The organism is Marinobacter sp. (assembly GCF_041690615.1).
In the GTDB taxonomy this organism is placed as follows: domain Bacteria; phylum Pseudomonadota; class Gammaproteobacteria; order Pseudomonadales; family Oleiphilaceae; genus Marinobacter.
Window position 1 is genome coordinate 48,240 of record NZ_JAWLGY010000009.1, and the last position, 12,648, is coordinate 60,887.

Consider the following 12,648-nt stretch of genomic DNA (forward strand, 5'->3'; position numbering starts at 1 on the left):
TGATAATGCCAGCTTTATCAATCAATCACGCATCAACTTTGCACCACTTCCTGATGTATTTCACGGAACCAGTTGTGAAATCAAGATTAGAACTGCCTTGGCCATCACTGGACAGCCGAGGAGAAGATCTCAGAAAATAACAGGGGCGGCGACTGATTTCAGCCGCCGCCCCTGACGTGTTACCTGAAACGGTACACAGTTGGCATTACACGCACTGGCCCGCGACAGATTTTTAACGCTCCTGCAGGATTCGCAGCATCCGGCGCAGAGGTTCTGCCGCGCCCCAGAGCAGCTGGTCACCGACGGTGAACGCGGAGATGTATTCCGGACCGATGGTCAGTTTACGGATGCGCCCGATGGGAATACTGAGGGTTCCGGTCACCTTCGCCGGTGTCAGTTCATCGATGGTGGCCTCTCTCTCGTTGGGAATGACCTTCACCCAATCGTTGGCCTTTGCCAGGATCGACTCGATTTCAGAGACCGGCAGGTCCTTCTTCAGCTTGATGGTCAGGGCCTGGCTGTGGGAGCGCATGGCGCCGATCCGTACGCAGATGCCATCAATGGGAATCGGGTTATCGCTGCGACCCAGAATCTTGTTGGTCTCGACGCCCGCTTTCCACTCTTCCTTGCTCATGCCGTTATCGAGTTGCTTGTCGATAAACGGAATCAGGCTGCCTGCCAGCGGCACCTGGAAATGCTCCGTGGGAAAGCTGCCAGCACGCATAGTCTCGGTCACCTTGCGGTCAATCTCCAGGATGGCCGAGGACGGATCTTCCAGTTCGGACTTCACCGCACCGTTGAGTTCACCCATCTGATTGAGAAGCTCACGCATATTCTGGGCGCCGGAACCGGAGGCCGCCTGATAGGTCATGGGAGACACCCATTCGATCAGGTCCTGTTCCAGCAGACCACCCAGGGCCAGCATCATCAGGCTGACAGTACAGTTGCCGCCGATGTAGTCCTTGACGCCCTTGTCCAGCGCAGCATCGATCACGTTCCGGTTGACCGGATCGAGAACAATAACGGAATGATCCACCATGCGCAGAGTGGAGGCGGCATCAATCCAGTAGCCATCCCAGCCTGCGTCGCGGAGTTTTTGATAGACCGCATTGGTGTAGTCGCCGCCCTGGCAGGTAACGATGACATCCAGGGTTTTCAGGGTGTCGATATCAAAGGCGTCCTGGAGTGGCGGGACGCCATCCTTGCCAACATCCGGGGCCGGTTTACCGGTCTGGGAGGTGGAGAAAAACACCGGATCGATGTCAGCAAAGTCGTTTTCTTCACGCATGCGCTGCATGAGGACCGAGCCCACCATGCCACGCCAACCTACAAGTCCAACTCGCTTCATGTGCGACCTTTGACTCTATGCCCGCCCGCTACCGTTATCGCTGGCAGGGACAGGATGGATGACCCCGCGGCAGCGGCGTTGTGCTGCCGTCGGGTTTCGATAAAACAAAATGGTACCTGAAGCCTACAGGGCCGCCAGCACGGCCTCTCCCATTTCACGGGTGGAGACCTGTTTAGCACCCCCGGACATGATGTCCGCCGTGCGCAGTCCCTGGTCCAGTACCTTGCTGACCGCCGCCTCGATGGCCTCGGCGGCCTTTTCTTCGCCCAGGCTGTAGCGCAGCATCATTGCACCACTGAGGACGGTGGCCAGCGGGTTGGCAATGCCCTGCCCGGCAATGTCCGGCGCTGACCCGTGGCAGGGCTCATACATGCCCTGTTTTTCGGAATTCAGCGAGGCGGACGGCAGCATGCCGATAGAGCCGGTGAGCATGGCCGCTTCATCCGAAAGGATATCACCAAACATGTTGCCGGTCACAATCACGTCGAACTGCTTGGGTGCGCGGACCAGCTGCATGGCCGCGTTATCCACATACATATGGGACAGCTCCACGTCCGGGTAGTCCTTTGCCAGCTCATCCATGATTTCCCGCCACAGTACTGTGACTTCCAGCACATTGGCCTTGTCCACGGAGCAAAGCTTGCCGTTGCGCTGCTGAGCCGCCTCGAAAGCAACCCGGCCGATGCGACGGATCTCGGATTCGCTGTAAACATAGGTATTAAAGCCCTGCCGCTCGCCGCCCTCAAGTTCGCGAACGCCACGGGGCTGGCCAAAATAGATGCCACCGGTCAGCTCACGGACAATCATGATGTCCAGGCCGGACACCACTTCGGGCTTGAGGGAGGATGCTGACGCCAGCTGCGGGTACAGGATGGCCGGCCGCAGGTTGGCAAACAGCTCAAGATTGGAGCGCAGGCCCAGCAGCCCCTTTTCCGGGCGCTTTGCCATTTCCAGCTTGTCCCACTTGGGACCGCCAACGGCACCCAGCAGGATGGCATCGGCCTTCTTTGCCCGCTCCAGGGTGTCGCTGGGCAGTGGTTCGCCGGTTTCGTCGATGGCAGCACCACCGACCAGGCCGGTTTCAAATTGCAGTCCCAGATCGAATTGGTCGTTAACCTTGTTCAGGACTTTTTCGGCCTCGGCCACGATTTCCGGGCCAATCCCGTCACCGGGCAGCATCAGTACGCTTCTGGACATAGTATTTTTCCGTTGTCTGCTTGGATGATCAGTTCGCCGTGTTGAACAGCCAGGGGGCCGTTTCGCGCCGCTTGTTTTCGTAGTCGCGGATAAGGTCTGCGTCCTCAAGGGTCACACCGATATCGTCCAGCCCGTTCAGCAGGCAGTGGCGGCGGAAGTCGTCCACATCAAAGCTGAAGGATTCGCCCGAGGGCGTAGTGACGGTTTTTGCTTCCAGGTCTACAGACAGCTGGTAACCCTCGTTCTCATAGGTCTCCTGGAAAAGCCTCTCAACCACTTCTTCATCAAGAACAATGGGTAACAGGCCATTCTTGAAGCAATTGTTGTAGAAAATATCCGCAAAGCTCGGAGCAATGATCACCCGGAATCCGAAGTCATCAAGGGCCCAGGGGGCATGTTCGCGGCTTGAGCCGCAACCGAAGTTGCGGCGGGCCAGCAGCACACTGGCGTTCCTGTAGCGATCCTGGTTGAGTACGAAATCCGGGTTCAGGGGCCGGTTGGAACAGTCCTGGTCCGGCTTGCCCTCGTCCAGGTAGCGCAACTCGTCAAACAGGTTAGGGCCGAAGCCGGTCCGCTTGATGGACTTCAGGAATTGCTTGGGGATGATCATGTCCGTATCCACATTGGACCGGTCCATGGGGGCGACGACGCCCTGGTGTTGCGTAAATGCACGCATGGTTGTCTCTCCTGTGGATCAATCAGTTCATCATTTCGCGGACATCGACGAAATGGCCCTTTATGGCCGCTGCCGCCGCCATCGCCGGACTGACCAGGTGTGTACGGCCACCAAAACCCTGACGTCCTTCGAAGTTGCGGTTGGAGGTGGATGCGCAATGCTCCCCCTGCCCCAGCTTGTCGGCGTTCATGGCCAGGCACATGGAGCAGCCCGGATCGCGCCACTCCAGGCCGGCTTCGATAAAGACCTTGTCCAGACCTTCTTTCTCTGCCTGGGCCTTCACCAGCCCTGAACCCGGCACCACCATCGCCTGTTTGAGGGTCGGTGATACCTTGTGGCCCTTGACCACCTTGGCCGCTTCCCGCAGGTCTTCGATGCGGCTGTTGGTACAGGAGCCAATGAACACGCGATCCAGCTTGATGTCGGTGATCTTTTGATCAGGCTTCAGGCCCATGTACTTGAGTGCCCGGACGATACCTTCGCGCTTGATGGGATCTTCTTCCCGGTCCGGGTCCGGTACCGCACCGCCAACGCCGGTGACCATTTCAGGACTGGTACCCCAGCTTACCTGTGGCTGGATGTCGGAGCCTTCCAGTTCTACCACCTTGTCGAACACGGCGTCCGCATCGCTGTGCAGTGTGCGCCAGTATTCCACTGCCCTGTCCCACTGTTCACCCTTCGGAGCCATGGGGCGGCCACGGACGTAGTCGATGGTGGTGTCATCCACGCTGACCATTCCCACTCGGGCACCGGCCTCGATGGCCATGTTGCAGATGGTCATGCGGGCTTCCATGCTCAGATCATGGATGGCCTCGCCGCCAAACTCGATGGCGTATCCTGTGCCGCCTGCGGTGCCGATCCTGCCGATAATGGCCAGCACCACATCCTTGCCGGTGACGCCGGGGCCGAGCTTGCCATTGACCTTGACCAGCATGTTTTTCATCTTCTGCTGAACTAGGCACTGGGTGGCCAGCACATGCTCCACTTCGGAGGTGCCGATACCGTGGGCCAGGCAGCCGAACGCGCCATGGGTGGAGGTGTGGGAGTCGCCACAGACGATGCTCATGCCCGGCAGGGTGGCACCCTGCTCAGGCCCGATGACATGGACGATGCCCTGACGCTGGTCCTTGATCTTGAACTCGAGGATTCCAAACTCGTCGCAGTTCTTGTCGAGGGTTTCTACCTGGATCCGGGAGACCGGGTCGACGATGCCCTCCACGCCCCGCTCGCGGTCGGTAGTGGGGACGTTATGGTCCGGGGTGGCAATGTTGGCGTCGATGCGCCAGGGTTTGCGACCGGCCAGGCGCAGTCCTTCGAAGGCCTGCGGTGAGGTGACTTCGTGGAGCAGTTGCCGGTCGATGTAGATCAGGGCGGAGCCGTCGTCCCGCTGTTTGATCAGGTGGTCGTCCCATAATTTGTCGTATAAGGTCTTGCCCGCCATGGTGGTGTCTCTCTCGGTTGTTCGGGTCTGGTTTTGATTGATCTGGGCAGGATTTTACTCCCCTGTATCGAATAACCGCAATTCATGTTTTTTATCTTATGTATTCCGAACAGGAATGGTAAAGTGGTGCCTGGGCCGGAATGCGGTATGACTTTCCAGGACACGCCCCGCAAGTACGTCCATGTAGGGCTCGACGAGCGCCGTCCATGGCGCTCGACGGTCCCGGAAAGTCATCCCCCACCCCGTCCCGCGTACTAACTGCAAGCCTCTAAGGAAAAACAGTTTGGACTCCAGCGCCTTAAAAGCGTTTGTAACCATTGTGGATCAAGGATCGTTCTCTGAGGCCGCCGAAACCCTCCACCTGACACAGCCAGCCATCAGTAAACGTCTGGCGGCCCTGGAGAATCAGCTGGGGACTCCGCTGCTGGAACGAAGCCACCGGAAAATCCGGCTTACCGATGCCGGGGCCCGGTTGCTGCCCCATGCCCGGCGGATCCTGGATGAGGTGCATAATGCCCGGCTGGCGTTGCAGGACGGGGCTGGCGAGGTGTCGGGGCATCTGGCGTTGATTGCCAGCCACCACATCGGGTTACACCACCTGCCGGCCTGGTTGCAGCGGTTGAGTCGTGAGTATCCGGAGGTGTCCCTGGGGCTGCAGTTTATGGACTCGGAGGGGGCCTATGACCAGATGCGAAAACGGACGGCGGAGCTGGCGTTTGTGACGCTGAGTGAGAGTATGGACCAGTCTCTCGAGGTTCATGTGCGCTGGGAGGACCGGATGGCGTTCGTGGTGGCACCGGATCACCCGCTGGCGACGCTGGACAGGCCGGGCCTGGGTGAACTCTCCCGTTACGATGCCCTGCTGCCGGAGGCTGGTACCGCCACTTACCGGTCGGTTAGCCGGTTGTTCCTGGGGGAGGATCTGCCCCTGAGCCTGCCCATGCCAACCAACTATATGGAGACGCTGAAGGTGATGGCCGGGGTGGGTCTGGGGTGGAGTGTGTTGCCGGTGAGCATGGTGGACGACTCGCTGAAGGTGTTGTCGGTTCCCCATCGGGTGAGTCGTTTTCTGGGCGCCGTTGGTCTGCGGGGGCGAACGCTGAGCCCCCAGGCACGGGCATTGCTGGAGATTGCCGGCGAGATCAGGTAGTGGTGCTCTCCGGCGGGGGGCGCAGCCAGCGCCAGGTGATGCCGATGGCGAAGACCATGGCGATGGCGCCACCCCAGAAAGCGATGGACGTGCTGAAGCCTTCCACCAGGAAACCCGAGAGCCAGGCGCCCACGGCGCCGCCCGCCCCGAACGTCAGACCGCTGTATAGTGCCTGGCCCTGGCCGTGGTGATGCTGGCCAAAGAAACCCTGGACGTACTGTACGGAGATCACATGAAGCGCTCCGTAGGAGGCGGCGTGCAGCAGTTGGGCAAAGATCAGCACCAGCACCACATCGGTGACTTCCGCGATCAGAATCCAGCGGATCATGGTGAGCAGCAGTGCACCTATGGCGATCTGCCGGACGGAAAAGTACCGGGTGATCCGGTGCATGACCAGGAACAGGCCGATTTCGGCCACAACCCCCAGGGACCAGAGCAAACCAATGCTGAGCTTGCTGTAGCCGAACTGCTCCAGGTGGATACTGAAAAACGTATAGTAGGCGCCGTGGGACACCTGCAGCAGGAAGTTCATGGCGAAAAAAGCCACTACGGCCGGGTGGCTGACGATGGCCTTGAGGCTGCCCCGGGGCGCCGGCGTTTTTTTCTCGCCCCGTTCTGACGGGACCAGGAACGCCGAAATGGCGATACCGGCAAACACCGGCAGCAGCAACCAGGGCAGCGAGGTAATCGGCACCAGTTCCAGCACGCCGCCTATGATGGCGACGCCACCGATAAACCCCACGGATCCCCACAGGCGGATACGGCCATAGCGTTCTTTCCGGTCGCCCAGCACCCTGAGCGTAATCACCTCATAGAGCGGCAGGATCGCGTTCCAGAAGAACGTGAACAGCAACATCACCAGCAGCAGACCGTAAAAATCCGGCTCCAGGAACACGCCGGCAAAACACAGCGAGCCGATAACGGCGCCAAAACGCACAAGCCGGACCCGTAGCCCCGTGCGGTCACCCAGCCAGCCCCAGACACTGGGGGCGACGATCTTGGTGAGCTGGATGGTGGCCATCAGGGTGGCGATCTGCAGGTAGGAAAAGCCCCTGCCCTCCAGGTACAGGGACCAGTAAGGCAGCAGCGAGCCCAGCAGGGCGAAGAACCAGAAGTATAGGTTTGAGAGTCGCCAGTAAATAACGGTTTTCCTTGAGATTCAGATCGTCCGGTAAAACCCGTTACGGGGGCTTTCGCCCCCGCTGTCAACGCTGTCCGATATTGGGTGTAGTGACCTCGACATCGCCATTCTGACCCCGATGACGCAGGTAGTGATCCATCAGCACAATGGCCATCATCGCCTCGGCGATGGGTGTTGCCCGTATGCCAACACAGGGGTCGTGGCGGCCCGTGGTGATCACCTCCACCGGATTACCGTCTACGTCGATACTCTGCCCCGGCAGGCGCAGACTCGAGGTAGGCTTGAGGGCAATACTGGCAACGATGGGCTGGCCGGAGGAGATGCCGCCCAGCACGCCACCGGCATGGTTGCTCAGGAACCCTTCAGGGGTCAGTTCGTCGCGGTGTTCGGTGCCCTTCTGGGTAACCGATTCGAAACCTGCACCGATTTCCACACCCTTGACGGCGTTAATGCTCATCAAGGCATGGGCCAGGTCGGCGTCCAGCCGGTCGAAGATGGGCTCGCCCAACCCTGGCGGCACACCGTCGGCCACTACGTTGATGCGAGCGCCAATGGAGTTACCCTCCTTGCGCAAGGCATCCATGTAGGCTTCCATTTCCGGCACCCTGGCGGCATCCGGGCAGAAGAATGGATTCTGGTGTACCTGGTCCCAGTCGAAGGCTTCCGCCTTGATGGGGCCCAGCTGGGAGAGGTAGCCACGGACACGGATACCCAGTCGTTGCTCGAGGTACTTCCGGGCTACCGCACCCGCCGCAACGCGCATGGCGGTTTCCCTGGCAGAGGATCGGCCACCACCGCGGTAATCCCTTACACCGTACTTGTGCATGTAGGTATAGTCGGCATGGGCCGGGCGGAACTGCTGGGCGATCTTTGAGTAGTCCCTGGAGCGCTGGTCGGTGTTTTCGATCAGCAGGCCAATAGGCGTACCGGTGGTCTTTCCTTCGAATACCCCGGACAGGATTCGTACCTCGTCCGCCTCCCGGCGCTGGGTGGTGTGACGGGAAGTGCCGGGCTTGCGCCGGTCCAGGTCTTTCTGGAGATCAGCTTCAGTAAGCTCCAGGCCCGGAGGACAGCCATCGATAATGCACCCCAGTGCCAGCCCGTGGCTCTCGCCGAAGGAGGTGACGGTAAACAGTTTCCCAAACGTATTTCCAGACATGATTCAGTATCTTGTAATTAAGTGTTCAGAAAGTTTCTCAGGAATTTCCAAGCCCTGACACCAGTTGTTCTCGGGTCAGCACAAAAACTCCATCGCCCCCGTTCTCGAAATCCAGCCACGTGAAAGGCAGCCGGGGATAAGCGGCGTCCAGTGCGTGCCAGCTGTTGCCGACCTCCACGACCAGGAGACCGCCGGGATTAAGGTGCTCAGCAGCGCCGGCCAGGATCCGGTGGGCAATGGCAAGGCCGTCATCACCGGCTTCCAGCCCCAGGCGTGGTTCGTGGTGGTATTCAGCCGGCATATCGGCCATGTCTTCCGCGTCCACATAGGGCGGGTTACTGAGGATAACGTCATAGCGCCCGGACACCTGGTCCATCACGTCTGAACGCAGAGTTCTCACCCGGTCACCCAGCTCGTGCAGTTCAATATTGTCTTCGGCCACGGCCAGCGCATCTTCCGAGATATCGGCCAGGTCAACTTCCGCCTCAGGAAAGACGGTAGCGGCAGCAATACCAATACAGCCACTGCCGGTACACAGGTCCAGGACACGCGCCACGGGGTGGTCCGACAGCCAGGGTTGTAACCGTGCTTCCAGTAACTCGGAAATGGGCGACCGGGGAACCAGCACCCGCTCATCCACTTGGAAGGGCAGTCCCATAAACCAGGCCTCGCCAATCAGATAGGCTACCGGCCGTCGTTCGTTCACACGACGGTCAACCCTTTCCAGGATCAGCTGGCGTTCGTCCCGGGTAAGCCGGGCGTCCAGGAACAGGGCGTTGTTTTCCAGCGGCAGGTGGAGACTGCGCATGACCAGCAACACCGCCTCATCCCAGACGTTGTCGGTACCGTGGCCGTAGTACAGCCCCGCGGCGCTGAAACGGGAAGCGGCGTATCGCAGGTAGTCTCTTACGGTAATCAGGTCGTCAATGGGACGGGTCACTGCCGGGTCCTTCTGTCCGGGCCGCCGCACGGGCGGGCCATGAATGGTTCCGGCGGATTATACGCGGATTACCTGTCCCGGGCAGCCCCGAAGATGGCCCGCGCTCACAGGGACAGGGGGCCAGAACTGCTGCGATTTCTTTCGAACCGGTCCAGGGCAGCGTGCATTCGTTCACGGCCGATCTGGATCATCTCCGGCGCCTTGTGGTAATCGTAGGTGCGGCAGGAATTCTTGGGCACGTTCACCAGCAGGTCCGGAGGGTAGCCGGCGAGTTTGTATTGCACCAGCGCGCTCTGCATGGTTTCGATGGTCAGGTTCATGATGTCGAACTTGCCGATACCCAGCTTTTCCCAGTTGATCGTGCCCGTCTCCGCCCAGGGGTCCTGGCGGGTAGCCGGTTGCTCTTCCGTCTGTTCCCGGGCCTCCTCTTCCAGTTTTTCTTCCGGCGTGCCGTGTTTCTCCGGAACGGCTACATCGCGGCGACCACCAAAGCTTTTCAGGGCATCCCAGTCAAACCATCGGGAGGCCTTGTCCCGGATCTTGCCTACCCACTCGTCCAGCTCGCTGTCCTCATCCAGCGGATGGAAGGCTGCATCGGGTATGCGGCGACCAGTGTCATCCTCACCACTGAGGTTGACCGCCACCACGAGATCGGCATGGGCGGAAATGGTCGGCATGATAGGCAATGGATTGAGCAGCGCCCCATCCACCAGCACCCGACCATTCATCACCACCGGGGTGATCAGCCCGGGAATGGCAATGGATGCCCGTATGGCCTGGTCCAGCGGGCCTTCCTGAAACCAGATTTCCTTGTGCCCGAGAAGATCCGTGGCAACGGCGGTGTAGGCCAGGGGGAGGTTTTCGATGCGGGTGTCACCGAGCATCTCCCGAACCACCGAGAATACTTTCTCGCCACGGATGGCGCCCACCGAGTTAAGGGTGACATCCAGCAGTTTCAGCACGTCAAACTGTCCCAGCCCGGTCACCCAGTCCTTGTACGCCTGAAGCTTGCCAGCGGCATAGACGCCACCGATCAGGGCACCCATGGAGCAACCCGAAATGGCGACAATCTCATAGCCCCGTTCATTGAGCACCTCGATAGCCCCCATGTGGGCATACCCCCTGGCGCCCCCCGACCCCAGGGCCAGTGCCACTGTCCTGCGACCCGGTGCACTGCCGGACTGCCCCCCCTCACCCACACTGACGGCGCCCACGGGTTCTGGCCGCCCGGACTGTGCGACGGGTTTCGGTGTGAGGCTCTTACTCATCAGGGCTGCCTCCCTCCGGGGGCGTAATCACCAGGATCTCGATGCGGTTTTCGGGACGCTCCGGGGTGGCAAACCGCACCAGTGGACCAGCAGCATGGATTATATGCCTGGAGCTGGACAGCCCGGACCTGGCCAGCAGGTCCGACATGGTATTGGCCGCCCGTTCGGCCCGCTCGATTGCCTGTTCAACAGTCTCCTCCGGTGCCAGTCCGGAGAAGCCGGCGATCACTATGCGTGCGTCGGGATCCGACGCCATGGTATCCAGTATACGCCGGGTTTCCGCGTCCCAGTCGAAACGCACGCTGACGCCACCCTCCCAGGGCACGATCACAGGGCCGGCGAGGCGGCTGCCCTGGCCGCCGATGCCGGGAACCACCGCATCGTCAGCCAGCTGTAACTGTTCCAGCCACAGATACTCTCGCTGGTTCCCCCTTGTGACCGTGTAGAGAACCACCAGCCAGCGCTGGCCGTCATTGTCCTCGAAACCCGCCACAAGGTAATCCTGCTGGGCGTCGCGGCCATAGAGCGTAGCCTGGTCAAACACCTGGTTGGCCCACACGTTACTGCGGCCGCACTCACGACCACTGCACTGGAACAGGATGTTGGCATTGCGGGTCTGCAACTGCTCCAGGTACCAGCGCCGGGCGTCTTGCCGGGTAACGCCGGGTTCCATCTGAAACAGGTGACCGGTGCCTTCTACCGCCAGCCGCTCGGACCGTTCGGCACGAAGTTCCGAGCCCACCTCGCGAATAGGACTGAGCATCACCCGGTAGGATGCGGAAGCCAGGGAGCGCTCCTCCTCAAGCTGGGCCTGGGGAAAAGCCATGAGAACCCGGGCTTCCGCCTGTACCCAGGGAATCAGGGAGGCAAACAGGGCCAGTGCAAGGCGACCGGGGAATGAAAGGCTGTTACGAATGGCAGACATCACGAATCTCACTTCTCGCCCAGGAACGTCCGTAAACCTTCGTCAACGGGGGTAATGTCACCATCAAGGTGGCAGTGGTGGCCGCCATCAATGTCAAGGCAGCGCACATCGTTCAGAGTATCAAAACGTGACTGCCAGCGATCGAAGTTAGCCAGCAGGCCATGCTCTGCACGAACCAGCAGGGTTGGTGCCTCGACAGCCGCAACGAAGGCCTGCACCTGCTCCTCGGTAAACATCATTACCGACGGGTGCCGCAGCCGGGGATCGGTACGCCATTGCAGGCCTTCCGGCCCTTCGCTGAGGTTGCGTGACAGCAGTATCCGGGCAATATCCTCCGACAGTGGGTTACGGCCCCGGGTGCGGAGTTTTGCGGCCTCTTCCAGACTCGCGTAGGTACCACCCGCACCGGATCCGGTAAGGCGCTTGCCAATACCCCGGCGCAGCTGGCCCACCGCTTCCTCCGGGGCCTTGGAAATGGGTCCCAGGCTGTCGATCATCACCAGGCGGCGAACCTTTTCTGGAAACGCCGCGGCGAACAGCATGGCAACGATGCCGCCAAGGGAGTGCCCCACCAGATCCACCGTGTCATGGGCGGCGAAATGGGTTTGCAGCAACTCCGCCACATCGGATACGTAGTCCGCCAGAAGATAGCTCTGGCCTTGCGGACGGTGACCGGAGTGGCCATGGCCTGCATGGTCAATGGCCCACACCGGACCCAGCGTACTGAGGCCAGGCGCCAGGCGACAGAAACTGAGACTGTTATCGAGCCAGCCGTGGAGCAGGATGATCGGTCTTTCGCCGGGCCTGGTGCCGGACGCGGGCCAGTGGAGGCCCGCGAGGGTAAGGTCTTTCAGGGGCCAGCGTACTTCACTGAAGTGGCTGTCAGCTTCGGCCAGCGGGCCCGGAGACAGGGAAAGGTTCATGAGCGTGGATAGTCCTCCAGCGGGAACAACCGGGCTCTGGTCCCGGGGTCATTCAGGATTGTGGCAAGTACCCGGCCATTACATGGTATGAGTGGGACGGTCGGAGCTTAGCGATCCGGCCAGGTAGGCCTCGATCTTGGTGCGGGCGGTTTCATCCTCGCCATTGAACTGTACGCCGATACCGGCCGCCCGGTTTCCCTGTGCGCCACGGGGCGTGATCCACACCACCTTGCCCGCTACCGGGATCTTCTCCGGTTCGTCCATCAGGTTCAGCAACAGGAACACTTCGTCTCCCAGCTGGTACTGCTTCTGGGTGGGGATAAACAGGCCACCCTGGCGGATGTAGGGCATGTATGCCGCGTACAGCACCGCCTTGTCCTTTATGGTCAGGGTCAGAATACCGCTTCGCGCGCCAAAACCAGGACCCATGATTCTCCTCCAGCTGTTGTCGTTCTCTCAGATTACCAGCAGTGCCGCACC

General features: G+C 60.5%; 12 protein-coding genes. 1 reads left to right on the forward strand and 11 read right to left on the reverse strand.

Going from position 1 to position 12,648, the window contains the following annotated elements:
- Positions 1-232 precede the first annotated feature (232 nt).
- The 4 genes from asd to leuC all read right to left on the reverse strand — a co-directional run bounded on the left by asd (position 233) and on the right by leuC (position 4,662).
- The gene (asd, locus tag ACESMZ_RS08295) at positions 233-1,348 is read right to left on the reverse strand and encodes an aspartate-semialdehyde dehydrogenase (RefSeq protein WP_372956825.1); all 1,116 of its coding nucleotides are present in this window, start codon (positions 1,346-1,348) and stop codon (positions 233-235) included.
- Between the two features lie 123 nt (positions 1,349-1,471).
- Positions 1,472-2,545, reverse strand: coding sequence for a 3-isopropylmalate dehydrogenase (gene leuB, locus ACESMZ_RS08300; protein ID WP_372956824.1), 1,074 nt, complete (start codon positions 2,543-2,545; stop codon positions 1,472-1,474).
- Between the two features lie 28 nt (positions 2,546-2,573).
- Positions 2,574-3,221 carry a 3-isopropylmalate dehydratase small subunit gene (leuD, locus tag ACESMZ_RS08305; protein ID WP_372956823.1) on the reverse strand — a complete coding sequence of 216 codons (648 nt, stop codon included), beginning with the start codon at positions 3,219-3,221 and terminating at the stop codon, positions 2,574-2,576.
- A gap of 22 nt (positions 3,222-3,243) precedes the next feature.
- Positions 3,244-4,662: a 3-isopropylmalate dehydratase large subunit gene (gene leuC / locus ACESMZ_RS08310; protein ID WP_372956822.1), complete on the reverse strand. Its 1,419-nt coding sequence runs from the start codon at positions 4,660-4,662 to the stop codon at positions 3,244-3,246.
- 283 nt (positions 4,663-4,945) lie between these two features.
- On the opposite strand from leuC, the gene ACESMZ_RS08315 reads away from it, so the two are divergent.
- A complete protein-coding gene (locus tag ACESMZ_RS08315; RefSeq protein WP_372956821.1) occupies positions 4,946-5,812 on the forward strand; it encodes a LysR family transcriptional regulator in 867 nt (288 codons plus the stop codon).
- On the opposite strand, the gene ACESMZ_RS08320 is transcribed toward ACESMZ_RS08315, so the two are convergent.
- The 7 genes from ACESMZ_RS08320 to ACESMZ_RS08350 form a co-directional block, all read right to left on the reverse strand.
- Positions 5,805-6,971, reverse strand: a complete 1,167-nt coding sequence (locus ACESMZ_RS08320; RefSeq protein ID WP_372972488.1) for an MFS transporter — start codon at positions 6,969-6,971, stop codon at positions 5,805-5,807. The two genes, ACESMZ_RS08315 and ACESMZ_RS08320, sit on opposite strands and share 8 nt — an antisense overlap.
- A 46-nt stretch (positions 6,972-7,017) precedes the next feature.
- A complete protein-coding gene (aroC, locus tag ACESMZ_RS08325; RefSeq protein WP_372972476.1) occupies positions 7,018-8,112 on the reverse strand; it encodes a chorismate synthase in 1,095 nt (364 codons plus the stop codon).
- 37 nt (positions 8,113-8,149) lie between these two features.
- Positions 8,150-9,052, reverse strand: coding sequence for a 50S ribosomal protein L3 N(5)-glutamine methyltransferase (gene prmB, locus ACESMZ_RS08330; RefSeq protein ID WP_372956819.1), 903 nt, complete (start codon positions 9,050-9,052; stop codon positions 8,150-8,152).
- A gap of 104 nt (positions 9,053-9,156) precedes the next feature.
- The gene (locus tag ACESMZ_RS08335) at positions 9,157-10,161 is read right to left on the reverse strand and encodes a patatin-like phospholipase family protein (RefSeq protein WP_372956877.1); all 1,005 of its coding nucleotides are present in this window, start codon (positions 10,159-10,161) and stop codon (positions 9,157-9,159) included.
- A 151-nt stretch (positions 10,162-10,312) separates the two neighbouring features.
- Positions 10,313-11,245 (reverse strand): DUF4892 domain-containing protein, encoded by a 933-nt coding sequence (locus tag ACESMZ_RS08340; protein ID WP_372956818.1) that lies wholly within the window; start codon positions 11,243-11,245, stop codon positions 10,313-10,315.
- An 8-nt stretch (positions 11,246-11,253) separates the two neighbouring features.
- Entirely contained in the window at positions 11,254-12,168 is a 915-nt protein-coding gene (locus ACESMZ_RS08345; protein ID WP_372956817.1) for an alpha/beta fold hydrolase, read from the reverse strand.
- 78 nt (positions 12,169-12,246) lie between these two features.
- Complete coding sequence (locus ACESMZ_RS08350) at positions 12,247-12,597, reverse strand: PilZ domain-containing protein (RefSeq protein ID WP_091850305.1); 351 nt, start codon at positions 12,595-12,597, stop codon at positions 12,247-12,249.
- Positions 12,598-12,648 lie beyond the last annotated feature (51 nt).

What these genes read in the sequence shown, in the direction of transcription:
- ACESMZ_RS08345 (WP_372956817.1), bottom strand. Translation starts at nt 12,168, where the DNA reads ATGAACCTTTCCCTGTCTCCGGGCCCGCTGGCCGAAGCTGACAGCCAC.
- ACESMZ_RS08340 (WP_372956818.1), bottom strand. Translation starts at nt 11,245, where the DNA reads ATGTCTGCCATTCGTAACAGCCTTTCATTCCCCGGTCGCCTTGCACTG.
- ACESMZ_RS08350 (WP_091850305.1), bottom strand. Translation starts at nt 12,597, where the DNA reads ATGGGTCCTGGTTTTGGCGCGCGAAGCGGTATTCTGACCCTGACCATA.
- aroC (WP_372972476.1), bottom strand. Translation starts at nt 8,112, where the DNA reads ATGTCTGGAAATACGTTTGGGAAACTGTTTACCGTCACCTCCTTCGGC.
- ACESMZ_RS08335 (WP_372956877.1), bottom strand. Translation starts at nt 10,161, where the DNA reads ATGGGGGCTATCGAGGTGCTCAATGAACGGGGCTATGAGATTGTCGCC.
- leuD (WP_372956823.1), bottom strand. Translation starts at nt 3,221, where the DNA reads ATGCGTGCATTTACGCAACACCAGGGCGTCGTCGCCCCCATGGACCGG.
- leuB (WP_372956824.1), bottom strand. Translation starts at nt 2,545, where the DNA reads ATGTCCAGAAGCGTACTGATGCTGCCCGGTGACGGGATTGGCCCGGAA.
- asd (WP_372956825.1), bottom strand. Translation starts at nt 1,348, where the DNA reads ATGAAGCGAGTTGGACTTGTAGGTTGGCGTGGCATGGTGGGCTCGGTC.
- leuC (WP_372956822.1), bottom strand. Translation starts at nt 4,662, where the DNA reads ATGGCGGGCAAGACCTTATACGACAAATTATGGGACGACCACCTGATC.